Raw genomic sequence first — 23312 nt, 5'->3', positions numbered from 1 at the left:
GTGACACAAGCGAGTGTCGGAAAGAAAGAAATACCGCACCCAAATGCGCTTCCTATTTCTTTACCCAAAAAACGTGTCCGTTCTTTAGAAAAAACGGGCACGTTTATCGATTACTCTGGACGATTCACGTCAAATAGTTCCCCAAGGGTCGCATAACTATTGCCGGCCATCCGACTGACAGGCGCAAGCCGTTTAGCATCGATGCGTCCTTGACTGTATAACTCTCGGTCAATATGGAAACGGACAATTCGCGCAATCAATAAATCGGCAGTCGTTTTTCCGTCATGTTCGATCGGCAAGTGATGATGGAGCACACATTCAAAACGGATTTTTGCTTCTTTGACCCCTGGAGTCGAAATCACATCACTCGGTTGAAGCGTAAAGTCTGTACGAGACAGCTCACTCTCATCTGCCGCAAGGTTGGCGGCCGTCTCGTTCACGTTGATGACGTTCGTTTCATCTACGACATGAATCACTAGTTCATTCGTACGGAGTGCGTTACGCGCCGTGTCTTTCATCACGCCATCTTTTCGTTGAACCGAGACGGAGACGAGCGGAGGGTTGGATGCGACTACATTAAAATAGCTAAACGGGGCGGCGTTAATCACCTCCCCATTTTGTGTTGTGACAAACGCAATCGGTCTTGGCACAATGCTGCCAATCAAAAACTTATATGTGTCTCGTTCAGTCAAGGCAGACGGTTCAATTGATAACATAGACTTACACTCCTCGTTGTTTTATCTTAATATCAAGGTAATCACTTCATTAAATAATGTCAACGCAAAGCAGGTTGACACGTGTACATTTCATGTATTTTGGGTAAATCGCATTATGTGAATCTATTTTAATGCACGTTGAATAAGCAAATTGCTTCATTTTCCTTTCCCGGTCTCATAAAATTCAGGGCAAGGAAAAGATGACCTATCGTTTTTTATGTTCAAGGAAGGAAGTAGAACGAATGATCAGCAAGTGGATTGAACAATTGAACAGTCGTCAAATACTCAGTATTTTATATAGTGTCTGTGGATTCAGTCTGGTTTTAACCTTGATTGGAGCCTGGTTCGTGCGTGATGGGAATGTCTCTACTCTCGAACTCACTGCTCTCCGATGGATTTGGATGATTGGGCTCGTCATGTTCATCAGTGCCATCTTATTAATCGGACGCCCGCTCATCAAACGGATGGCCGACCAGAACAGCAGACTGAAAGCGAAGAAAGAAAAGCTCGAGAACGTATTAAATGAATCGAAATTAAATGAAATTAATCTTCAATATCGTAACGAGTTGATTGAAGTATTGGCCTCGAAAGAATCCTTATTTGATTACTCTTCTGTTATTGAAAAGATTGTGTTGCTTACAAAATCTGAGTTCGGCGCCCTCTTACTCACTAAAGACGGAGAAATCACGTCTGTTGTACCGAAAGAGATGACCGAAGATCAACAAGAAAGTCTAAAGAAAGATTCCCTTTTGCTTAAACGAGTCATGATTTCAAAGTTACCGGCCGCCACTTCTAAGCGGGTCGTCGATGCGTTACACACGTATCCATATTATATCTATGAGACGGTCATCCCGATTATGGACCCATCAGATAATAGTCTCATTGGATGTCTCTATTTGGCTCGTTACGATGAACAATACGATGCCAGTGAAAAATCGGAATTGAACGCGTTCGCCGGTCAACTTGCCATCTCACTTCTCCGCATGCAGCTTTATCGCCAGATGCAACAGGATCGGAAAGAGACGGCGCAACTAATCAATTCTGTACGTGAGGCCATTTTATATGTGAACTATGAAGATGACACTATCGTCGGCAATCGCGCCTTCATCCGTATGTTTGATGATTTACACTTTGACTATAAGGGATACGAAGAACTCTCTGCCATTGACATCGATATCGAACAGCTGGCGGAACGGGTCGATCAGAACGAACAGTTCATCCGATACTTCGAACGTGTCTTCACGCAAGACCCGCCGGAAGACGGGCTCACGATTTCAATCGACCAAGGCGATTGCTTTATTCAACTTTATGCCGAAAGTGTCTATCGGGACCGTCGACTCCGTGGAACGATGCTCGTCTTACGTGACGTCACGGCCGAAACAGAAATCGATCGGATGAAATCCGAACTCGTCTCGACCGTCTCACATGAATTACGGACACCATTGTCCTCGATTTACGGATTCACTGAACTGATGCTGTCACGAGATTTGAAGGAAAGTCGTCGTGAACTGTATTTGAAGACAATCCACGATGAAGCGAAACGACTCTCGTATCTCGTCAACGATTTCTTGGATCTTCAAAAAATGGAGTCTGGAAAGCAAACGTTCGAGTGGGAACCGGTCGATTTATACAAGCTCATCACAGACAGTGTCGCGTTTTATCAGGAAACGACGGACCGGCATGAACTATTCATCGATGCCGATACCGAACAAGACTTTATTATCGATGCAGACTTAGAAGGGATGCGTCAATTACTTGGTAACCTATTAAGTAACGCCATCAAATATTCGCCAGATGGCGGGAATATCCTTGTATCGCTCGAACGTATAGACGAAGAGGTCGTGATGAAAGTGAGAGACCACGGTATGGGTATACCGAGTGCCTCGCTCCCTCACCTCTTCGGGAAATTTTACCGCGTCGATAATTCGGATCGTCGTAAAATCGGAGGTACCGGTCTCGGTCTCGCAATTTGTAAAGAAATTGCCAAAGCCCATGATGGTCAACTCCATGTCGAATCGGTATACGGGGAAGGAAGTACATTTATCTGTGAACTCCCAACCTCAAAAGAACACATCATGCAATAACACGGTCGATATGACCGTGTTATTTTTGACTCTTTTTTTGCCTAATTTGGAAGGAATCCTTTTACAGAATATAGAAAGGAAAGAAACCGATTCATTTTCGTAGATGTAGGTTACCCTATCCATTTATTTTTGCACGTTTTAAGTCAAAAACAAGATATACTGAATATAAAGAGATTGCTAGGATCGGAGGACTTGCCATTGGATCATCGTGACCCACCTTTTTCAGAAATTGGAGATTTTAATCAATGGGGACGTTTCGAGATTGACGTGCCTCACATGGGGGAGCAAGCGAAGTTTCAAACTGCCGCTGCTTTGATTCGGAAGCATGTGCCATTGCGGCTTGGTGGTTTTTACATTGTTGCGAGCGAAGAGGAGATTTTGCATAGTGGCTCTCATGATGCGAATCTTCAAAAACATTTGATTCATCTATTACAGCAGGTCCTTAACGGTCATATAGAAGACGAACGCCTCGTTCAAGAACAAGTGTGGACTGTGCATTATTTTACAACGCCATAGAAAAGAACTCGATTTAAGTATCATTACTTATCTCGAGTTCTTTTTGTTTACTCCCAACGTGACATCATTGAGATTGTTTTTTCATAGTATTCTGTAGCAAGTTTGTACTTTCCTGTGCTTCTTAATTCTCTAGACAACCACAATGCATACTTATGAGTGTAGTATTCATCATATGCTTCAAAATAATTAACAGCCCTTTTTAGACTTTGGATTAACTCATTTTGATCAATTTTTTTATACTTACTTACGTAAATATCAAAGTGATAGTTAAACTCTACTAAATCATCTTGATCCCCTTTTAACTCATAGCCTATTGCCAACCATTCCATAATGCCTTCAATATTATTTTTAGCGGCATTGACTTCAAGCAAAGACATTACACTATATAGTTTACTTTTTGCTCCTTCTTTAACCTTAAAACTATCAAGAAAATATTTTTGTGCTTTCTCTTGATCCCCAATTAAAAAATATATATCTCCCATATTGTTATAAAGCATTCCATAATAATCGTTCAATTTTGCCTTATCTGCCACTTTCGCTGCTTTTTCATAATGTTCTAAAGCAATTGTGTATCGTTTCCGACGTTTAAATGACAAACCAATAATCATGTGCGACTCGATAATTCGTTCCAAGCAAAAATTCTCTTGAAAATACTCGAGTGCCAACTTCACGTAATCAATAGCTTGAGAATAATCTGTAAATCGGTGATAAAGGGCGCCCATCACATATCGCATATCTGCTTTTTCCCAATCAGGAATACTTGAATCCGCAAGCTCTTTACCAACATTCTCTAACAAACTCACAGTAGTTTCTCGATCAGCCGACTGATAGAGAAACATGTAGAGGCACTGCAATAAATCGTATCGCAAACGATTGTCTTTGTTTAGTTGATCTTTAATCCAACCTACTTCAATTAAATATTGAACATTACCACCAGGTGTGAGACCAAATCGCGCTAGCGTGATTAATAAAGTAATGTACAATTCCTTCGATTGTAAGACAACAGGATTTGTTTTAAATTTTTCAATCCTCTTAAAATACTTATCTTCTTGGCGTGACAATAATGCTTCTTTCAATATATCTCGAATTTCTTTTTTAGTTTGATCTACTTTTTCACTGAAGTCATAATAAAGTGGAACCTCTAATTCTAACCTTTCAAAAATCAGTTCTAAGACTTCGTCACTAGGAGTAGTTTGATTATTTTCAATTTTACTTAAGTATGAGATTGAGCAGATTCCTCTAGCAAGCACTGACTGCTTCATATTTTTCCGCATACGTTCTACTTTTATTAAATTCCCAAAGTTATATTCCATATCAAAAAGTAGCCCCTTCGAACTAAAATGGTTGGTTTTTTTAAAAAATATTAGTCTTTTTGTCACGCATACAGGAAATTCGCCACAAAAAAGCATCTTAAAAGAGCATTTCTAGGAATGATTTTCCCAACCAAAACATCCCCCTTTATAAAAGATGACATGATAATATTGAACTAGTAAAAACAGTTTCTACAAATTTCCTAGTTAATTTTTACTAAATAACACATTTCAATTATTTATCCGGGGGTGAAAATGACAAATGGGAAAACTAAGTTTCTTACTTGCCGAAGACTACATTAAGCCTAAAATTTATTTTAAGTCAAAGCAAGTTCCAACCATGGATACAATGTACACTTCTGAAGATCATAATAATTTTTCAGGGTTAGAACACCTGACCCAATTGTTAAGTTCTCCTAGAGGTTTCATTGTAAACGCTTTTCAAATCGATTACTATCAATCATTACCTCGACTGATAGCTCGTTCATTGAATCACATTCACTCTTTCAAAAAACTTTATATTCTAGGACCTGAACTTTCCCTCTCGATTTTAAAACGAAGTACAAAAACAATTTATGAAAAACAGTTACTTGATTATGAATATATTAACGTTGAGCAGGATTCAGACTTTGTTACTAATCAATGCATGACCCTACTTGAAGAAGGACATATTTTGTATATTTTGCCCGAAACATCAGTTTGCTGGAGACCAAATTTACTCAATGAAACTGATAAGATATCACATTCTCTTTGCAGTACGTTATTGAGTCAACAAGTAAATGTTTCTATTCTAGCAACTGCTGTAAAAAGTGAATCTGAAAAAGTAGTGATCTTTCCTGCCGACACTCCAGATGCTTACTCAGGAGATTTGGAGACACGTATATATCAGCAATCTGAGACACTATACCGATTGTTCGATTCTTTGAAAGCTGACGAATGATCTATGATAATTTAGGTTTTTCTGCTTTAGAAGCATAAAATAATAATTTGATGGAGGTTTTATTAATGAAAAAAGTAACAGGAATACTATTTATCGCTACAGCAGTTTTACTTTTAGGAAGTTCTGTTAGACCTCTAGTAGATGATATGCCTCGCATTGTTAAAGTAAATGAGCCCGTCAAATTACACGTTGATGATATGCCTCGTATCGTTAAAGTGAACGAACCAATCAAACTCTTTGTTGATGATATGCCTCGCATTGTTAAAGTAGACAAGCCTGCTAAACTATTCGTTGACGACATGCCTCGCATTGTTAAAGTAGATGAACCAGTTAAACTACTTGTTGATGATATGCCTCGCATCGTTTAATCTGATTTACTCCAGACGCCTTGTGCGTCTTTTTTATTTTAAGAAAAAAGGTAAATGAATTATATATTCCCCTCCATTTTTTCCTTTTTACTTATATAATAAACAGGGACAACCTAGATGCACTCTCATACGCCGCCCTTGTCACTAGTTTAATGAATAAAGGAGTTTGAACATTGAATGAAACAAAATCATCATGGAGTTTAAAGCTGTTACTCAGCTCTTCACTTGCAATATCCGGGGCAGCAATCGTCCCGTTCCAACTGGATTCATCTGGTATTCAATCGACTGTTGTTGAAGCCGCCTCGACCTATACCACTACCGCCAACTTAAATCTTCGCTTAAGTGCAGCCACTTGGAGCCCTGTCCTGTTGACCATTCCATCTGGCTCAAGCGTCACGTATATCAGTACATACGGTTCGTGGTACAAAGTCAGTTATGGAGGCAAAACAGGATATGTCTCTTCTCAATACGTTACGGTCTCGAACACTTCTGCTTACTATAAGACAACAGACCGATTAAATATGCGTCTTACTGCCGCTTCATGGAGTGATGTCGTCACCGTGATCCCTGCCGATGCGACCGTCAAGTATGTCAGTCGCTATGGGTCATGGTACAAAGTGACGTTCAATGGAAAGACGGGCTACGTCGCTTCTGCTTATTTAACAGCTACGAGTGCTCCCGTCCCACCTTCGGACTATTATAAGACAACTGCCAATTTAAACCTGCGTCTCAGCGCCGCTTCATGGAGTTCTGTCGTCACGACGATTCCGTCGGGTGCGACGGTCAAATATGTGAGTCGCTACGGATCATGGTATAAGGTTACCTATAATGGAAAAACCGGTTACGTTTCTTCTGACTATTTAACGGCAACGACAGCTCCTATAACCCCGTCTGCTTATTATGAAACGACCGTGAACTTGAACATGCGCCTTAGCGCGGCCTCTTGGAGCAATGTCTTAACCGTCATTCCGGCCGGGTCGGTCGTCAAGTATGTCAGTCGTTACGACTCGTGGTATAAAGTCACATACAATGGGAAAACCGGTTATGTAGCATCCGAGTACTTGAAGCCTACGACTGTCACGACACCAACCGATACAGACGGAACTGGTAAAACGGTCGTCATCGACGCAGGGCATGGCGGAAACGATCCTGGCGCTGTCTACGGATCGGTTTACGAGAAAGTAATTGCACTTGATATCGCGAAACGCCTTGCTGGCGTCTTATCGAGCACATATGACTACAACGTTAAATTGACTCGCTCAAACGATACGTACCTCTCCCTTGACCAACGTGTGTCACTCAACAAGTCTTATAAAGGGGATGTGTTCGTCAGTCTTCACGCGAACTCTTCTGTTTATAACACGGCTCATGGACATGAGGTACTCGTCCCGACGTCAGATAGCTATACGACAAACCCTTACGTTTCCGCCAGCCGTAGTCTCGGTTCAAGTATCAATAAAGAAATCGCTTCACGGATTTCCACGATTCAAAACCGTGGGGTCAAGTATCAAAATGTATACGTAGTCGGACGTAACGTGTCACCTTCTACCCTTGTCGAATACGGATTCATCAGTAATTCAAGCGACCGCTCACATTTAACGAGTACGACATATCGTCAACGAATGGCTGAAGCAACGGCATCCGGCATTCATCAATTCATGCGATCTTATTACTAAAAACAAGGAACTTAGCACTCAGCTAAGTTCCTTGTTTGATATTGACCCGCCAAATCATATGTGATGCCCCGGGACCCCAATAATGTTCGAGGATATGAGATGGCTCACCCAATCGTTTTTGCCAATAGGCTTGAGCGCTCGGGAATCCGGCATCTAAATAAAAGACGTCTTTCCCTCGATCCGAAATTTCACGCATCATTTCTTCTAACAAGTATTGTCCGACACCTCGCCGCTGCATACGAGGTGACACATAGACACTCCCTAACTCGATCGCACCACGCTCAATTTGTATGTTTCCTGAGATGATATCATTCGGAGGTAGTAACGCCCCTGCTCCCACAATGATTCCGTCTTCTTCCACAATGTACAGTTGAACGGTGTCATCATCGAAATGATCTTGAATCGTCGTGTTCAGACGTGCCACTTCTTCATCGAGCAAATCGGCATCTTCAAAACGCTCTCGTCGAATCAAGTCACTCAGACTCTCCATAAACAAGCGCTGCAAGGATCTCACGTCTGATTGTTCGAGTGCGCGAAAATTCAAGACGTCCACTTCCTTTTCTTTTTTGTCCTACTCTTTACCCTCACGCATCCGTTGCGTAACACTCGGGTATGAAGGAATCATTTCCTCGAGTGGCTCATAACTCAATTTACCGTACGTTTTCCAAATGACTAAAATCGCAGCGGTCCATAACGTGATTGTCAAATGAATAAACCCGATTGGATAACCACTTTCCGCTTCGAACCCGACCATCACGAGCATGACATTAAACATCGTATGCATGAGAAAGGCCGACCATAAATTACGCGACGAACCGTTGTATACCCAAGTGATGAGAATCGTATAAGCCATCACGGCTAATCCATATGCCCAAAACGATAGATTCGCTTGAACTGTTCCAACCATGAGGAAGAGCGGAATATGCCATAGCATCCAGATCACTCCGAGTGACAAGCTGGCTAGAAGCGGCGGGAGTCTTGATTGCAAGGCGTCGAGCAAATAGCCGCGCCATCCATACTCTTCCTGCACCGCCCCACCGAGAAATAGTATATAGAGAAAGTATGGGACGATCCACCACGGTTCGCGAACGAGTAAGGCATCGTTTCTATCCGTCCACCAATACGCCACGAGAAATAATAACGGCACCAACAAAAGTGGAGTCACATACGTCTTCCAACTCATCTGGAACTGAACGCTTTTCCGAAAAAGATGTGTCACCCCTTCCCCACCGCGAAGTCGATACATCGTGACGAACCCTGCAATGCTGGGTCCAAACGCTCCCGAAATAACGATTGCCATAATCGGTAAATCGGTCCACCAGTACAAACTTCCCCATATAAGCCATGAGTAGCCGAATGAGACCAATAAGAACAAGTGAATGTATTTATTTTTATACATAGTCAGCACCCCTTCAGCAATGTAGTACCCCTTATTTGATTGGAAGAATAGCATTTGAATCTTTTTATATGTAATTACAATTGTTCGGCATATAATAAAGTGAATCATAAATTAAAAACCCTATGAGGTATCGACACTATGGAACAGATTAGCACGCACACAACGAGTCATAATGGATTTTTGATGATGCTCGCTTTCCTCATTGCTAGCGTTTCAGCCTTGATGGCACTCGAATTAGCGAAGCGGGTCACAGGAGGTGTGACAACGTCTCATCGTACTTGGATTTTATTTGGTGGTACCACCCTAGGTCTCGGCATCTGGTCCATGCATTTTGTGGCCATGCTCGGTCATGCTTCTTTACACGAAAGCACGTACTCCATCTGGCTCATTATCGGATCGATGATTCCGGCGATTGCCGGGTGCATCCTGTCGTTCGGTTTGATTTCCCGAAAGACGACATGGATGACCTTACTGCAATCTTCCGGTTTGATGGGATTCGGAATTGTCAGCATGCATTATATCGGGATGACCGCTATACAAAGTGTTCAATTAGACTTTGATCCCTTATGGGTATTGATTTCGATTGGTATCGCTTGGGGCGCTTCCTTTCTCGCCTTATGGGTAGGTTTCTTTTCATCCTACTCTATGCAGCATTCCGCTTTTTCCGTGAAACTGATGTTCTCCCTTCTGATGGGGACAGCTATTTTCAGTATGCACCTTGCTGGAATGCGGGCAACGACCATTATCCCCGATGCTTCACCCGTCAGGCAGGTTCCGATTGATCCGACCCTACTCGCATGGTTAGTCACAAGCATCGTATTTCTCTTATTCGGGATGTACTTTATTGCGTATACGTTAGAACGACAAATCCAAAAACGTGACCTCTTCCAAACGACGATTTTAGAATCGACAACGGATGCCGTAGTGACAACGACAAGCGATGGTGAAATCCAATATCAAAATCAAGCGTTCGCTCACTTATTCGAGGGGCATGTAACAGAACCATTTTTTCAAGATTATCATCCTTTGCTGTCGGCTCAACAGCCGTTCTATCAGCCGGTACAAATTGACACGAATCATCGTACGTTAGAAGTGACGTCTTACCCACTTCAAGATGGTTCGAACAATCAAGTACTCTGGTTTATCCGAGATGTGACCGAAGCAGTCGCCTCTCAGCGTCTGATTGAACATATGGCTTTTCACGATGCATTGACGGATTTACCAAATCGGCATAAACTGGATGCCCTCTTGAAGGAATGTATCTCACAAGAACGTTCGGTCGCCTGTTTATATATCGACGTAAACCGCTGGCGTTTCCTAAGTGACATTCTCGGGCATCACGGAGCAGATGAGTTGATCATTCAAGTCGCTGACCGCCTCAAACATACGATTCACCCAGACGATGTGTTGACACGAATCGGACCATCCGAGTTTGTCATCTTACTATTTGCGCAACGAAGTTCGCTCGCTCATCAAAAGGCTGAAAAATGTATTAAGGCGCTTTCATCCAGCTTCGACGTGGATGGCACGACTCTTGAATTGACGATGAGTGCGGGAATCAGTCATTTCCCTAAGGATAGTGCTTCTTCCGAAGAACTTATTCAATTTTCTCGTCTTGCCGCTGATGAATCCAGACAGGATGGAGAGAATAATATCAAATTATTCGAAGAATCATCACGACCTCAACTCTTGCGCAATATCGAGATAGAAAAAGCACTCGTCACCGCACTAAGTAAAAACGAACTGACACTTGTCTATCAACCGAAAATCGATTTGAAGCGGAATCGATTAGAAGGCGTGGAAGCGTTACTTCGCTGGCAACATCCACAAATCGGAAAGGTTGCGCCATCTGACTTCATCCCGATTGCAGAAAACACGGGGTTAATTCATTCGATTGGTCATTGGGTCATTCGGGAAGGCTGTCGCACTTGGGTACGTTGGCAACGGACTGGGATACGTCCCTTTACATTATCCCTTAACGTCTCCCCCCTCCAATTTGCGCGCGAAGACTTTGTTGATACGCTACAATCCATTCTTTTGGAGACGGGGATGGACCCGATGTATCTCGAATTGGAAGTGACCGAGTCCTCGATGCTTTCATATGAGGCCTCGACTCGTGAAAAACTGACGCAGTTGCATCAGCTCGGGATCCTCATTTCTCTCGATGATTTTGGGACCGGCTATTCTTCTTTCAGCCAACTTCGGGAACTTCCTGTGCAAGTGCTGAAAATCGATCGAACGTTTATCGAAAACCTGTTCACCGACCGCAATCAAGAGGCCATCGTCCGCTCGATGATTCAACTCGGTCACAACCTGGGTATGAAAGTTCTCATGGAGGGTGTGGAAACATCCGCTCAACTCGAATGGCTACTCAAGGAATCGTGTGACTACGTACAGGGCTACTACTTCAGTCTTCCGTTGTCTGAGACAGACGTTCCGTTTCATGTCAAAGAGACGACCACCTATCTCGAGTTCGGGAAACACTAAAAATCGCTCCTGTCAAATAGACAGGAGCGATTTTTAGTTACGACACGCGTTCTTTTTCTTCTTCACGAATCAAATGATATTGATCGAGAATCAACTGAGTCAACGTGTCCCCTTCATGAAGATGAAGGTATTTTTCAATCGTTGACGAGATGCCGTGTTCTTCGATTGACAAGTTCAGCTCCGATGATTCCGAATCCTCCGGGTTGTAGTAATGAAGGGCTGCTGCAATCCCGTAAGCGAGTTCGTTTGGCTCGATGCCGTTATCCATCAATTCGCGTGCCGGTTTGACGAGACGGTCGCTCGGTCCAAGTTTACGAATCGGCGAACGCGCCACGCGCGACACTTCATCCTTCAGTTTCGGGTTTTCAAAGCGCTTGATGATTTTTTGAATGTATTGGCTATGCTCTTTCGCCTCGAATCCGTATTTCTCAAGCAATAACCAACCTGTCTCATACAATGCGCCTTGGACGACTTGACGCACGCGACGATCCTTCAACGCCTCGTCAATCGTTGCCTTCCCGAACAACGAGCCGATATAAGAGGCGATGGCGTGTCCCGTATTGACCGTGAATAATTTCCGTTCGATATACGGTCCGATCTCCTCGACCCACGTCACGCCTTGAATCGGTGGTTGTTCGTTGAGCCCTTGTGTCTCGATGACCCATTCATGGAACGTCTCGACTTCCACGTAAAGTGGATCCTCATGTTGTTGTAGCGGGACGATGCGGTCGACAGCCGCGTTCGGGAAGAAGACATTCGCCTCCCCGACACCGCCACACGCCTCTACTTCTTGACGAAGAATTGCACTCCCACCAATCATGTTCTCACATGCGATGACATAGACCGGTGCATCCTCGACTTCACGAGCACGAAGTCCTTCGCTGATCAACGGTGCCACTTTTGAGAGAAGTGACGGTCCGACAGCCGTCGTCACGAAATCTGCTTCTGCGATTAAGTCCACGACACGAGCCGGTTCTTTCAAACTATTGACACCGCGAACACGGTCGACGACGATACGATCGACGCCGTCTTCTGCGAACCCGACCTCATAATGACGTTTTACCTCAAGCGCTTCGATGACCGTGTCATTGATGTCGACAAACGTCACCTCGTAACCGCTTTGATTGAGCAATAATCCGATAAATCCTCGTCCGATGTTCCCTGCCCCAAAATGAACAGCTTTCATTTACGCCACCTCTTCCATAAAGAGCGCCAAGATTTCTTCTTTCGTTTTCGCCTGAACAAGACGCTCCACATTGCTTTCGTCCGAGCAGAGAATCGCGATTTGCGAAAGGAGCTCTAAATGTTCATCATTCACGCCTGCAATTCCGATGACGAGTTTGGCCGTTTGACCTCCAAAGTCGACACCGTCTGGTACTTGCAGGAACGAGATCCCCGTCTTCTGAACCGCTGATTTCGCTGCTTCTGTACCGTGTGGAATGGCGACGTGATTTCCGATATAGACGTTGGCGATCGCTTGACGTTCATGCATCGCTTCTACATACTCCGGCGTCACACAGCCGGCGTCTTGTAGGACGGCTCCGGCTGCTGTGATCGCTTCCTCTGTCGTTGCGAATGTTTGGTTAAGTCGAATCATCTCTGTTTGAATGAATGGCATTTTGATTTCCTCCTAATGGCTAAACCGTATCTCTATCTGTTCTGAGTTCAAGAAATTTTGCTGCGTTCCGCTTTAATTTCTTCTACCAATTGGTCGTAGTAATCGGCGTTCAAGAAGTTCGTGACCGAACGATGAATCGCATCCGGTGCTTGCGCTTCCGCACGCTCCGTCAAATCTTCGTGTGTGATGACGAACTGGGCGTCTTTCGGCAAGTTGCTGATGGACGTATTCGTCACTTTGATTGGCAAGTTCGCTTTGTTGACCTTGTTCCGGAGAACCGATGCTCCCATGGCACTCGATCCCATTCCAGCGTCACAAGCGAAGATGATGTGGTCGACTTTATCAAGACGATCTGTCACGAGAGCCGATGCGTAAGACTGTTTGCCTTTCATCGCACTCACGTTTTGTGTCGCTTCTTCGAGTGATACTTCCTCTGCTGCGCTCGATTTCAAGATGACACTCGCCACAGCGAACGTGACCGCTGCTGACAAGAGAATCCCTGCCACGAGTCCGAGATATGAACCGCGTGACGCCATCGCAAGAATGGCAAAGATACTACCTGGTGAAGCAGGTGCGACGAGACCGACATCAAAGAGTACGAACGTGAAGATTCCTGTTGCGCCCCCTGCGATCATCGCAAGGATCAAGACCGGCTTCATCAACACGTATGGGAAGTAAATCTCGTGAATCCCACCAAGGAAGTGAATGATGGCTGCACCCGGTGCCGTACGTTTCGCTGCACCTTTGGCGAAGAACATATAGGCGAGAAGTAATCCAAGACCTGGTCCTGGGTTTGCTTCAAGTAAGAAGAGAACTGATTTTCCAGCGTCGGCGACTTGATCGACACCAAGCGGACTCAAGATCCCGTGGTTGATGGCGTTGTTCAAGAAGAGAACTTTTGCTGGTTCGATGAACAGGCTCGCAATCGGAAGCAATTTCGCGCCGACGATCCAGTCAACACCTGCCGCCATGACTTTATCGAGGGCACTCATGATCGGACCGAAGATTTCAAATCCTCCAAGCATGAGAAGACCACCAATGATTCCAACTGAGAAGTTGTTGACGAGCATTTCAAATCCTGCTTTAACTTTGCCTTCAAGGGCACGGTCGACTTGGCGGATGACATAACCACCGAGTGGACCCATGATCATCGCACCGAGGAACATCGGAATGTCGGTACCAACGATGACCCCCATCGTGGCGAGTGCCCCGACGACACCGCCTCGTACGTCATGAAGTAATTTACCACCAGTGAAACCGATGAGTAATGGTAAGAGATACGTGATGGTTGGACCAACGAGTTCTGCTAATTTTTCGTTTGGCCACCATCCTGTTGGAATGAAGAGTGCTGTGATAATCCCCCAGGCAATGAAGGCGCCGATGTTCGGCATGACCATCCCACTGAGGAAACTACCGAACCGTTGTACTTTGACTCGGACCCCGCCCGAGCTTGCTTGCGTATTCGCCATGTATAAAACCTCCAGTCGTTTAAATGTGAAAGGTTGAATGTGTAGTGTAGCTAACCGGTTTGTGCTCTACACCTGTATTGTATGCCTGGAGTAAGCGCTTACTCAATTCAATCCAGTTCACACTTTGGCAACATTTTGTGCCAAACAAAAAAATGACCATGGTTCGGTCATTTTTCGTACAATGTTTCATGAATCATTTTCTTCATGCATTCGTGCAGGAGTAAACGAAGATCTTCTTTCGTTCCCGTGCTATAAAGACGCATATGCTCCTCACTCTCAATGAGCGACCCGCTGATCGCACTTAGGAACTGAAGCTCGACGTCACGTGCTTCTTCCGGTGCAAGCAAGACAAGGAGACGTGTCACGGGTTCGGTCGACTGATCCATCATAAGGAGCGGAATCGACGTCGTTAAATCAAACGCAAACACACTCGCCTTCTCAATCGAGGCATGTCGTCCGTGGAATAACGCCAGTTTCGTACCCGGCACACCAAGGCCCGCGACCTCGTGACGACGAAGCAGTTGGGCAGAGAGCTGAATCCCGCTTTGTACGAGATCACGTTCTTCTAAATGTGTACCGATATCAAGCAAGATATCTTCTAAACGGTCCGTATTATTGAGCGTGACCAAATCAAACTGGTCATCCATCCGCTCGAACGTCTCGACCAATTCCCCGAGTTCTGCGAAATCAAGCATCGTTGACCGCGGCTTCGTTGCGAGTGTCTGAAAGGATTGCGGTAATGACAGTAAGAGATGGCGGACGCGTTGCACTTCTTCACTCGTCAAAAGCGGGTTGACGATTAACGTTGGTACCGATAGCGGTGGCAACGGTACCGTCGACAAGATGACATCATATTCTTCCAATCGGTGCTGTTCGAGTCCGAAAAGTGATGAGTTGACGACGTCTTGCATCTCTGGGAACTCTTGGCGTACCCGATTGACGAGCATCTTCGACGAACCGAGTCCGGCCGAACAGATGACGAGCGCCCGATATTCGCGGCGGCGCACCGGTTTGACGAGTGCTGCCGCAAAGTGCATCGCCCAAAAAACCGTTTCTTCTTCGGAGAACGTATTCGTCCCAAAGACGATGTCGGCGGCCTGTTGAATCGCCGAACGAAGTCCCGGATAGTCGCGGTCGATGTGGGGCTTGACCGTACTCGTCTCTGGTAGCGCCTGCGTATTCATACTCGAGAGGATGTGAGCAAGCAGTCCTCGTTCGAGAGCCGCGTCATCCGTAAAGGTGAACCCGTAGATGAGCGAGACGTGATGAATCAGTTTATGCACCCGAATCTGCATGATCCAGCGTTCTTCCTCGTCTTCTTTCATTTGATCTTTAATTGAGCGCAGACGATTCGCCTCTTCCGCGAACCAGACGCGTTCCGCCATCGAGTAAGTGATACCGAGAGCCGCTTCCATATCGGTGGCGACTTTCAGATAGTCCTCGGACCGTCCTTTCGTATACATCTCTAAAAAGAATCCAGACGCTAACCGCTCTTGTTGCACGCCGTAAGCGAACGTGACTCGCATGATGGTGCGGTCGTCCATCCGCTCAAACGAACGGGATTTCAAATAATCATAACCGTCTCGAAGACCTTCAAGCATCTCCTCGCATGGTACCGTCTTCAAAAAAGCAGGAATGTAGTCGTCTTCTCCACGGACGAAGCGATAAAATGCGAGCGTGTCCCAGTGGGCAAGCAGAGCGTTGATGAGTAGCTTACGCTTCTCGGACTCATAACCGAGCACTCTAGCCCCAACACCTTTTTTCCGTTCAACTTCTAAATGATACTCTTCGAACCATCTGTCCAATTTCTCTAAGTCTTGCGTCAACGTGCTCGGCGAAACGTGCATCTGTTTAGCGACCGCCTGCAATTTGAGTGTATCGTTCTCAAACAAGAGACGCCACGCCAGTTCAAATAAGCGGTCCTCGCTCGTGGGGATCGCTTCTGCAGATAAGATGAGATCTTCTCGTAACTGTTGTTTCGCAGCTGGTTTGCCAACCAGGCTCAGTCCATGACCGCGTTGCCAAGCGAGTTCAAGTTCGAACTCTTTTAAGATGCCTTCAAGTAATTGTCGTTCTCGTTGAATCGTGCGCTCAGACAAATTCACCGCCTGCGCGATTTCGGCGAGCGGTGTCGATGTCTCAGTTGCCAATAAGTGTAGTAAAATCGACCGCTCTCGCGCGGTCCACTCATGTCTCATGCTCATCCATCCATTCTTCGACAAGTAGTCGGTATTCCTCGAGCGACAGGAGTTGTCGGACTGACCGGACACGTGCGGTTGGATGGGTGACCGGGGTCGCCCCTTCCTGATAGAGAATCAAATCCACCTCATTCGGGATGTTTTGAATCGTTCCGTGCGTGATCGTACAAGACAAGCGCCCCTCGCTTGCCTGCGCGAATAACTTCGCCGCCATCGCACTTGTCACAAACCCGCTATGGCAAGCAATGTATACGTTCATGTCAGCCCTTCTTTCGTCGCTTATCTTTATCTAATCATAAGTTGGAACCGCTTACTTCTCCTACTATTTTGCTTGTTGGCAAAGATATCGGCAAGGAGTAAAAAGGTTATGTCTACGTCACTAGACTCACTCCTTAATAAGGAGCTAAAGTCTTCATGAAAGTATTCATCTACGGTTTAATCGACAGTTCATTAAAGATATACTTTTAGATTAAAATATCTATTCTTGTAATGAATTGTATTATAATTTATTACATCTTGTATTTACAGAGAGGAATGGACAGAATTGCCTAACTTTAATTGGGAGCATTTAAACCACTTACAGCTCGGAAGATATGCAGAGTACTATGCAAAAATGGAATTCGCGTCCTACGGATGTGACGTCTATACATCAGAAGTAGATGATCACGGAGTCGATTTTGTCATCAAAGATTCCAATAACCGCTTTTGTGAGATTCAAGTAAAAGCAATTCGTAATTCAGGATATGTTTTTATGCAAAAAAGTAAATTCGACCTTACGAATCCAAACCTTTATTTGACACTTCTTTTATTCACCCAAGACGCACACCCTGAACTTTATCTAATCCCTAACGTCGCTTGGTTAGCCCCAAATGAATTATTCGTTGATCGAGATTACGATAAACCCGGACAAAAGAGTAAACCTGAGTACGGATTAAACATTTCAAGAAAGAACAAATCCTTACTTGAACACTATCGATTCGATACAATGATTCAATCATTTATTCTAAGGCAATCCGAAGGAACTAATTAAAAACTGCACTTTGTATGTTGAAAGTATCCAACAAACAAAGTGCAGTTTTTATTAACTCAGCCTCTTCATTATTTATTCCACTGTCACCGATTTCGCCAAGTTACGTGGCTTGTCGACGTCACAGCCACGGGCGAGCGCCGCATAATATGCCATCAACTGAACCGGTAAGACGTTGATGAGCGGTGCCATGAGTGGCTCGACGTGCGGCAAGATGAAGTCATCATTCTCATGTTCCACGCCTTGCATCGAAATGATACAGGCGTTCGCGCCACGGGCGACAACCTCTTTAACGTTCCCGCGAATATTCAAGTTCGTCTTCGGTTGTGAGATGAGCGCGATGACCGGTGTCCCGTCTTCGATCAAGGCGATTGATCCGTGCTTCAGTTCCCCACCTGGGTACCCTTCCGCTTGGATATACGAAATCTCTTTTACTTTGAGCGCTCCTTCGAGACAGACAGAAGCGTCAAGTCCACGACCGATAAAGAACGTGTTCGGTGTCGTCTTCAAATAACGTTCCGCAAGGTCTTCGAATAACTCTTTTTGCGCCATGATCGAGTCCATGATGGTCGCGACACGGGCGAGCTCCGGCATGAGATCAAACGGCAATTCTTTCCCTGTCGCACGGGCGATGTCATATGCGAGAATCGCGAGAACGGCGATTTGCGCCGTGTACGCTTTCGTCGAGGCGACCGCGATCTCTGGTCCTGCATGGAGGAGCATCGTCTCATTCGCTTCGCGTGAGAGCGTCGATCCCGGTACATTCGTCATGGTGAGCGCTTTGTATCCCCGTTTCTTCACTTCGACGAGGACGGCACGGCTGTCCGCCGTCTCACCGGATTGTGATAAGAAGACGAACAACGGACGTTCACTTAAGAGCGGCATATTGTAGCCGAATTCAGAAGAAACGTGCACTTCTGTCGGAATGCCGGCGATGCGCTCCAAAATATCTTTTCCGACGAGTCCCGCGTTATAGCTCGTCCCACATGCGACGATATAAATCCGGTCCGCTTCCGAAACGAGTTCACGCACGCCTTCCGTGAGCTCGATGTCACCGTTCTCGTTCTGGTAGTGCTGGATGATGTTGCGGATGACGGCTGGCTGTTCGTCCATCTCTTTCAACATGTAGTGCGCGTACGTGCCCTTCTCGATATCTGACGCATCGATCTCGGCCGTGTATGGCGCGCGTTCGAGCACGTCACCGTCGAGCGTTTTGATTGTCGCCGACTCACGTGTGAGGATGACGATTTCACCGTCGTGGAGCTCGAGGTACTGGTCTGTCACCTGGAGCATCGCCATCGCGTCTGATGCGACGACGTTAAACGTGCCGTCCCCGAGTCCGACGAGGAGCGGTGACTTGTTCTTCCCGATATAGAGGCGTTCTTTGTCCTCTGAGTCGATCATCGCGATCGCGTACGAACCGTGGAGGTCCGAAAGCGTCTTGCGGAACGCCGCCTCGACATCACCGAGCTCGACGAAGTGTTTCTCCATGAGTAAGACGATGACTTCCGTGTCCGTCTCTGAAAGGAACGGGACGTCGAGCGTGGCTTTCAATTGCTCGTCGTTCTCGATTACGCCGTTATGGACGAGCGTGAATCGTCCAGTCGTGCTTTGGTGCGGGTGGGCGTTCGGAACGCTCGGTACCCCGTGTGTCGCCCAACGTGTGTGGCCGATTCCGATTGTTCCTTCAGCATCAGCCGGTACAATGTCACGGAGTGCTTGAATCCGTCCTACTTCTTTAAACGTACGAACGTCCTCACCGACTAAGGCAATTCCTGCTGAGTCGTAGCCACGATACTCAAGCTTTTCAAGCCCTTTCAATAAAATCTCTTTCGTTCCAACTTGTCCAATCATTCCTACGATTCCACACATAAACAAATCTCCTCTATTCTTCGATTTCTCGAAAAAGGAAACGGGCTTTTTTGAGTGATGTCATCAAGTCTCGTTTTGTCCGCCCGGTCACCCGAACGTTTTATCAAGACTCTCTCAGTCGTGACACGCGACTGGAAGGCATCCGCCGAAATCTCGATCACCTTCGTCCTCGTCAACTCCGCAGAGTTCTGGCGCTTCCACTTCATATCTAGCCGTTTCTCCAGATACGCTTTCATGCTATCGAGTACAAGGCGTGTTGGATAGAGAAATTGTTAAAGTAGTCGCTAAATACTTTTTTACCGTTCATGTAAAAGTCACCACTTTCACTAAAAAGCCATCAATCCATCAGGTTTTCGAGTAGGGAGAGAACGGGCATGATACAAGTAACGATATTTAAAGATGGAGGGGAATGAGATGGCAAGTCTATTTTTAGTAATCGGAATCATATTATCTGTCACATCAAAATGGCTGCAATTAAGAGGTCAAAGTGATGTTGGTGACCTACTTGTTTTTCCAGCAGCTTTTTTCCTAGGACTCGCCCTTCTCTTTAGCCTTCCATTCTTTAAAGAATGGTGGGAAGATCCTGCATCGCGCCCAAAAGCTTATCGATTTGCGACATTTGCAACAGTCGGTGTACTTTCGTTTCAATTATTTGCTTGGCTCTTATTTGGTCAAGGTGAATGGCTAGGTTTTCTTTTCCTAATTCCTTTCCTAACCTGCCTCTACTTTGTTATTCGAACGGTCATATAAAATGGGAGAGACGCTCACGCGCTCCCCCATTTTTGTTCTTCTCTTAATTCACGTTCCGTGACATAGTTCTCATCAAGTCGGACCATATGTTTTTCATACAATCGATGCATCATCATAGAACTCGGTATGAGCACTGCAATCGTTACAAAGAAAGCAAGCGTCGAAATCTGCCCTGTAACTGTGAAATATAGAAAGACGATGACAAATGGGTACGCAATCAAACCAGTGATTGAGTTCCAATGCGCGAGTCGTTTTGCTTCTCTCGATAGCAAATAGCGCTTCTTGATTGCTTCTCGGTCCCACGTCTTCTTCCATGCAGGTAAGGCAGCGATTTCTGAAATCAACAATACACCTACCAACGAAATCCAACCTTTCTCTACAGCGAAGAAAAGCATGAGTGCAAGCGCGCCGCTCATCATACTAACAGTCCACTTTCCCGATTCATCGAATTTAGTCAATTCTCTCATCTGATCACGTTTGTTCACGACGTTGCTCCTTCTCGTATTCGCGGACTTCACGAATTTCTTTTAAATCTTGATCTGTCAAATAGTTTTCGTCATAAGATTGAATGACGCGGTCGAACCGCTTCGCCAAGTATTCAATCCCGAAAAACGTCAGTTGCGAAAGGAGGAACATACGGAACGATTGTGTGCTCGTCGCTTCACTCGTGAAATAGAAGAGTCCATAAATCCCGACACCCGTCAAAGCGAGCGTGTGCGCGATCATTTTGAATGACAAGAGGTTACGCGCCGTTTGATGCTTCACGAAACGCAACCACATCCGATATTGGATAAAAATACCCGTCAAGATTGCGGCGAGCACCGCATATAATGTTCCCGTGACGACACCATCTGAGAGTGTCCAATACGAGGCATAAATCAAAAAACTGACGACGAGTCCGATGCCGATGATGCCGACACCCCATTTCGTCAAGCGGTCTACTTTTAGAATCGTGTCGATCTGCGCTTTTACTTTTGGTGATAGTTCCATATGTTCTCTCCTCCTTCCAACACTTCTTCATACGTCGGTAGTTCTGACTGATGAGCATGAATCCGCTCTTCCCACTTCTTTTCTCGATACGATTTCGTCAACCCCCAAAGGGCGACGATCCCGCCAATCAGGATGAAGGCATCTTCGTTCACATACATCGGGATGAAGAGCACAAATAACGAAACAGCACTAATCCAACAGTCAACGAGTCGATAGCGTAACACGCGAGCGACCGCTTGATGTTCGGCAAAAGGGCGAATGACTCGATATTCCATATATCCTTTATAAGCCATGCCCATGGATACGACCAACATGACGGGGATGATCCATGTCGCCTGTATCCGTAACATGGTGATGAACGAAATGAGGAATATGACGAGTACCGGCCAGCCAAAAAACCGTTCGAATTGTTTGGCATGCGTTATCGTGAGTTCAAATTGACGGTCCATTTAGTACACTCCCTTCAATCACTTCCTCATACGTCGGTAATTCCGGATCGATTTGTTTAAGTTGCTTCGTGAACCACTTCTGCCGAATCGGACTGAGTACTCCCCATATCCCAAAAAAGAGACCGATCACGAGACCAAAATCTTCCGCTGTCAGAAGTGTCACCATGAGCGCCGTCAACAAAATCGCATCCACCCATTCGAATACGTATTGGAATATAAGCATTCGATGAGCTTTCGGATGTTTTGTCATTCGCCACATGATACGCATCTCTTGATAGCCCATCACGACGATGATCACGGAGACCGACGCCATGATAGGGATAAGCCACATTTTCTCTAATAAGAGAGCGACAATCATGGCCGTGACATAAAGAATCAAGATGGGTACGGCATAACGTCGCATTCGTCGCATCCACTTTACGTCTTGTGCCACCTATATCGCCTCCTTGTCGAAATGTATATACTCCATATCTTGTTGTTTCGTTTGTTTGTTCACGTTCAACGTTAATAGCATTGCACCACCAATGAATACCGTGACACACACATACGCCACGTTTGATGTGAACAATAGTTGATGATTCAACGCGAGGAAAAAGGCAGCACTGTTGAATCCGTCCCGAACGAGTTGACGACGATACAATCCTTTCAGTTCTGGGTGAAACCTCAGACGCATTCGATAGCGCTTCACATATAAGATGTTCAGCGGAATGAGCGCACAGGCGATATATAACACGCCCCACGTAAGGTCATCTGTTAATAAACTGATCGGTAACATCAGTACTACAAATGTTCCAAACAGGCCGAATATCCATTGGTCGAATAAACGCTTCCATGCTTTTTCTTGTGTCATGCGTCTAATCATTGATTTCGTCGCTCCAAATCTAACTGCTGTAACAGCGGAACACGTTCATTTAACCTTTTTTGAAACATCCGTGACATCTGATCGCTGACTGCTCCCCATACGAGCAATCCGATCGCTAACGTCAAACTGTCATATTGAAAGATTAGCAGAGCCGAAATCAAGGAGACGAGAACACCCGAACTGATCAAATCATACAGTAGGTTCCATTTTAGTAACTTCACGACATCTCGATCTTTCATATGCGTACGACGCATCCGATACTTTTTCACGTCTAATCCAATCATGGCCATTCCAATCAAGACGAAAGGGATTGTCAACCAGACGTAACGTCCGAAAAAAGATAAAATAATGGCCGTCACAACAAACACCAATAATGTATAGCCTACCCGAAGGTGTGACTTGCGCCATGTGGTTTCTTCCATATGCCAATGTGCCTCAGTCAACTAGAGCACTTCCTTTCCTTCTTATGCATTACTACTATATACGTACTCTATGCCCTCATTGTTTCACATTTTCCGAATATTCTAGCATTGAATCGTTCGACTTTTTTCAACAATTGACGAACGAAACGTATCCGCTTA

Annotated in this window: 24 protein-coding genes; 8 read left to right on the top strand and 16 right to left on the bottom strand. The window is 45.4% G+C overall.

Translation table 11 applies throughout. The features are described 5' to 3' along the window. Positions 1–110: 110 nt before the first annotated feature. The gene (locus tag GVY43_RS13650; RefSeq protein ID WP_159563474.1) at positions 111–716 is read right to left on the bottom strand and encodes a flavin reductase family protein; all 606 of its coding nucleotides are present in this window, start codon (positions 714–716) and stop codon (positions 111–113) included. A gap of 242 nt (positions 717–958) precedes the next feature. On the opposite strand from GVY43_RS13650, the gene GVY43_RS13645 reads away from it, so the two are divergent. Together GVY43_RS13645 and GVY43_RS13640 are read left to right on the top strand one after the other, a co-directional pair. Then, entirely contained in the window at positions 959–2800 is a 1842-nt protein-coding gene (locus GVY43_RS13645) for an ATP-binding protein (protein WP_159563473.1), read from the top strand. Between the two features lie 198 nt (positions 2801–2998). Further along, on the top strand, positions 2999–3316 hold the full coding sequence (locus GVY43_RS13640; protein ID WP_074034697.1) for a hypothetical protein: 318 nt from the start codon (positions 2999–3001) through the stop codon (positions 3314–3316). A 47-nt stretch (positions 3317–3363) separates the two neighbouring features. Here GVY43_RS13640 and GVY43_RS13635 read toward each other — a convergent pair whose 3' ends face one another. Continuing rightward, positions 3364–4629: a helix-turn-helix transcriptional regulator gene (locus GVY43_RS13635; RefSeq protein WP_159563472.1), complete on the bottom strand. Its 1266-nt coding sequence runs from the start codon at positions 4627–4629 to the stop codon at positions 3364–3366. A gap of 259 nt (positions 4630–4888) precedes the next feature. Here GVY43_RS13635 and GVY43_RS13630 point away from each other — a divergent pair, with 259 nt between their 5' ends. The 3 genes from GVY43_RS13630 to GVY43_RS13620 all read left to right on the top strand — a co-directional run bounded on the left by GVY43_RS13630 (position 4889) and on the right by GVY43_RS13620 (position 7610). Further along, a complete protein-coding gene (locus GVY43_RS13630; RefSeq protein WP_074034698.1) occupies positions 4889–5566 on the top strand; it encodes a hypothetical protein in 678 nt (225 codons plus the stop codon). A gap of 65 nt (positions 5567–5631) precedes the next feature. Further along, entirely contained in the window at positions 5632–5934 is a 303-nt protein-coding gene (locus tag GVY43_RS13625; protein WP_074034700.1) for a hypothetical protein, read from the top strand. A gap of 173 nt (positions 5935–6107) precedes the next feature. Next, positions 6108–7610, top strand: coding sequence for an SH3 domain-containing protein (locus tag GVY43_RS13620; RefSeq protein WP_159563471.1), 1503 nt, complete (start codon positions 6108–6110; stop codon positions 7608–7610). Between the two features lie 22 nt (positions 7611–7632). On the opposite strand, the gene GVY43_RS13615 is transcribed toward GVY43_RS13620, so the two are convergent. Together GVY43_RS13615 and GVY43_RS13610 are read right to left on the bottom strand one after the other, a co-directional pair. Continuing rightward, positions 7633–8163, bottom strand: coding sequence for a GNAT family N-acetyltransferase (locus GVY43_RS13615; protein ID WP_236548965.1), 531 nt, complete (start codon positions 8161–8163; stop codon positions 7633–7635). 18 nt (positions 8164–8181) lie between these two features. After that, positions 8182–9009, bottom strand: coding sequence for a CPBP family intramembrane glutamic endopeptidase (locus tag GVY43_RS13610; RefSeq protein WP_236548964.1), 828 nt, complete (start codon positions 9007–9009; stop codon positions 8182–8184). A gap of 138 nt (positions 9010–9147) precedes the next feature. Here GVY43_RS13610 and GVY43_RS13605 point away from each other — a divergent pair, with 138 nt between their 5' ends. Further along, positions 9148–11496 carry an EAL domain-containing protein gene (locus GVY43_RS13605; RefSeq protein WP_159563470.1) on the top strand — a complete coding sequence of 783 codons (2349 nt, stop codon included), beginning with the start codon at positions 9148–9150 and terminating at the stop codon, positions 11494–11496. Positions 11497–11533: 37 nt separating this feature from the next. Here the strand turns inward: GVY43_RS13605 and GVY43_RS13600 are convergent, their stop codons facing one another. The 5 genes from GVY43_RS13600 to GVY43_RS13580 form a co-directional block, all read right to left on the bottom strand. Further along, entirely contained in the window at positions 11534–12682 is a 1149-nt protein-coding gene (locus GVY43_RS13600; RefSeq protein ID WP_159563469.1) for a mannitol-1-phosphate 5-dehydrogenase, read from the bottom strand. Continuing rightward, positions 12683–13114, bottom strand: a complete 432-nt coding sequence (locus GVY43_RS13595; RefSeq protein WP_026824364.1) for a PTS sugar transporter subunit IIA — start codon at positions 13112–13114, stop codon at positions 12683–12685. A gap of 47 nt (positions 13115–13161) precedes the next feature. Further along, positions 13162–14583 carry a PTS mannitol transporter subunit IICB gene (locus GVY43_RS13590; protein ID WP_159563468.1) on the bottom strand — a complete coding sequence of 474 codons (1422 nt, stop codon included), beginning with the start codon at positions 14581–14583 and terminating at the stop codon, positions 13162–13164. Between the two features lie 167 nt (positions 14584–14750). After that, entirely contained in the window at positions 14751–16781 is a 2031-nt protein-coding gene (locus GVY43_RS13585) for a PTS sugar transporter subunit IIA (protein WP_159563467.1), read from the bottom strand. Next, on the bottom strand, positions 16771–17040 hold the full coding sequence (locus GVY43_RS13580; protein ID WP_074034712.1) for a hypothetical protein: 270 nt from the start codon (positions 17038–17040) through the stop codon (positions 16771–16773). Before GVY43_RS13580 ends, GVY43_RS13585 begins: the two co-directional genes overlap by 11 nt. Before the next feature lie 285 nt (positions 17041–17325). On the opposite strand from GVY43_RS13580, the gene GVY43_RS13575 reads away from it, so the two are divergent. Further along, positions 17326–17811, top strand: coding sequence for a DUF4365 domain-containing protein (locus GVY43_RS13575; RefSeq protein WP_159563466.1), 486 nt, complete (start codon positions 17326–17328; stop codon positions 17809–17811). Positions 17812–17883: 72 nt separating this feature from the next. Here GVY43_RS13575 and glmS read toward each other — a convergent pair whose 3' ends face one another. After that, positions 17884–19680 carry a glutamine--fructose-6-phosphate transaminase (isomerizing) gene (glmS, locus tag GVY43_RS13570; protein WP_159563465.1) on the bottom strand — a complete coding sequence of 599 codons (1797 nt, stop codon included), beginning with the start codon at positions 19678–19680 and terminating at the stop codon, positions 17884–17886. 414 nt (positions 19681–20094) lie between these two features. Between glmS and GVY43_RS13565 the strand changes: the two genes are divergently transcribed. After that, positions 20095–20430 carry a hypothetical protein gene (locus GVY43_RS13565; RefSeq protein ID WP_031424632.1) on the top strand — a complete coding sequence of 112 codons (336 nt, stop codon included), beginning with the start codon at positions 20095–20097 and terminating at the stop codon, positions 20428–20430. Positions 20431–20444: 14 nt separating this feature from the next. On the opposite strand, the gene GVY43_RS13560 is transcribed toward GVY43_RS13565, so the two are convergent. Genes GVY43_RS13560 through GVY43_RS13535 form a run of 6 tightly spaced genes read right to left on the bottom strand, consistent with a single transcriptional unit; the run spans position 20445 to position 23174 of the window. After that, positions 20445–20915 carry a hypothetical protein gene (locus GVY43_RS13560; protein ID WP_159563464.1) on the bottom strand — a complete coding sequence of 157 codons (471 nt, stop codon included), beginning with the start codon at positions 20913–20915 and terminating at the stop codon, positions 20445–20447. Next, positions 20902–21420, bottom strand: coding sequence for a hypothetical protein (locus tag GVY43_RS13555; RefSeq protein ID WP_159563463.1), 519 nt, complete (start codon positions 21418–21420; stop codon positions 20902–20904). Before GVY43_RS13555 ends, GVY43_RS13560 begins: the two co-directional genes overlap by 14 nt. Beyond that, on the bottom strand, positions 21399–21869 hold the full coding sequence (locus GVY43_RS13550; protein WP_159563462.1) for a hypothetical protein: 471 nt from the start codon (positions 21867–21869) through the stop codon (positions 21399–21401). The genes GVY43_RS13555 and GVY43_RS13550 overlap by 22 nt, the downstream gene beginning before the upstream one ends. After that, a complete protein-coding gene (locus GVY43_RS13545; RefSeq protein WP_159563461.1) occupies positions 21853–22302 on the bottom strand; it encodes a hypothetical protein in 450 nt (149 codons plus the stop codon). Before GVY43_RS13545 ends, GVY43_RS13550 begins: the two co-directional genes overlap by 17 nt. Continuing rightward, positions 22303–22731 carry a hypothetical protein gene (locus tag GVY43_RS13540; RefSeq protein ID WP_159563460.1) on the bottom strand — a complete coding sequence of 143 codons (429 nt, stop codon included), beginning with the start codon at positions 22729–22731 and terminating at the stop codon, positions 22303–22305. It abuts the gene before it with no gap. Then, entirely contained in the window at positions 22728–23174 is a 447-nt protein-coding gene (locus tag GVY43_RS13535; protein ID WP_159563459.1) for a hypothetical protein, read from the bottom strand. Before GVY43_RS13535 ends, GVY43_RS13540 begins: the two co-directional genes overlap by 4 nt. Positions 23175–23312 lie beyond the last annotated feature (138 nt).

Source organism: Exiguobacterium sp. 8H (genome assembly GCF_902506255.1).
GTDB lineage: Bacteria > Bacillota > Bacilli > Exiguobacteriales > Exiguobacteriaceae > Exiguobacterium > Exiguobacterium profundum.
The sequence above is the reverse complement of the archived record's forward strand: the minus strand, read 5'-3'. Positions and strand labels throughout refer to the sequence as shown.

What these genes read in the sequence shown, in the direction of transcription:
- GVY43_RS13625 (WP_074034700.1), top strand. Translation starts at nt 5,632, where the DNA reads ATGAAAAAAGTAACAGGAATACTATTTATCGCTACAGCAGTTTTACTT.
- GVY43_RS13580 (WP_074034712.1), bottom strand. Translation starts at nt 17,040, where the DNA reads ATGAACGTATACATTGCTTGCCATAGCGGGTTTGTGACAAGTGCGATG.
- GVY43_RS13550 (WP_159563462.1), bottom strand. Translation starts at nt 21,869, where the DNA reads ATGGACCGTCAATTTGAACTCACGATAACGCATGCCAAACAATTCGAA.
- GVY43_RS13555 (WP_159563463.1), bottom strand. Translation starts at nt 21,420, where the DNA reads ATGGAACTATCACCAAAAGTAAAAGCGCAGATCGACACGATTCTAAAA.
- GVY43_RS13605 (WP_159563470.1), top strand. Translation starts at nt 9,148, where the DNA reads ATGGAACAGATTAGCACGCACACAACGAGTCATAATGGATTTTTGATG.
- GVY43_RS13540 (WP_159563460.1), bottom strand. Translation starts at nt 22,731, where the DNA reads ATGATTAGACGCATGACACAAGAAAAAGCATGGAAGCGTTTATTCGAC.
- GVY43_RS13635 (WP_159563472.1), bottom strand. Translation starts at nt 4,629, where the DNA reads ATGGAATATAACTTTGGGAATTTAATAAAAGTAGAACGTATGCGGAAA.
- GVY43_RS13585 (WP_159563467.1), bottom strand. Translation starts at nt 16,781, where the DNA reads ATGAGACATGAGTGGACCGCGCGAGAGCGGTCGATTTTACTACACTTA.
- glmS (WP_159563465.1), bottom strand. Translation starts at nt 19,680, where the DNA reads ATGTGTGGAATCGTAGGAATGATTGGACAAGTTGGAACGAAAGAGATT.
- GVY43_RS13565 (WP_031424632.1), top strand. Translation starts at nt 20,095, where the DNA reads ATGGCAAGTCTATTTTTAGTAATCGGAATCATATTATCTGTCACATCA.
- GVY43_RS13590 (WP_159563468.1), bottom strand. Translation starts at nt 14,583, where the DNA reads ATGGCGAATACGCAAGCAAGCTCGGGCGGGGTCCGAGTCAAAGTACAA.
- GVY43_RS13595 (WP_026824364.1), bottom strand. Translation starts at nt 13,114, where the DNA reads ATGCCATTCATTCAAACAGAGATGATTCGACTTAACCAAACATTCGCA.
- GVY43_RS13610 (WP_236548964.1), bottom strand. Translation starts at nt 9,009, where the DNA reads ATGTATAAAAATAAATACATTCACTTGTTCTTATTGGTCTCATTCGGC.
- GVY43_RS13630 (WP_074034698.1), top strand. Translation starts at nt 4,889, where the DNA reads ATGGGAAAACTAAGTTTCTTACTTGCCGAAGACTACATTAAGCCTAAA.
- GVY43_RS13600 (WP_159563469.1), bottom strand. Translation starts at nt 12,682, where the DNA reads ATGAAAGCTGTTCATTTTGGGGCAGGGAACATCGGACGAGGATTTATC.
- GVY43_RS13650 (WP_159563474.1), bottom strand. Translation starts at nt 716, where the DNA reads ATGTTATCAATTGAACCGTCTGCCTTGACTGAACGAGACACATATAAG.
- GVY43_RS13645 (WP_159563473.1), top strand. Translation starts at nt 959, where the DNA reads ATGATCAGCAAGTGGATTGAACAATTGAACAGTCGTCAAATACTCAGT.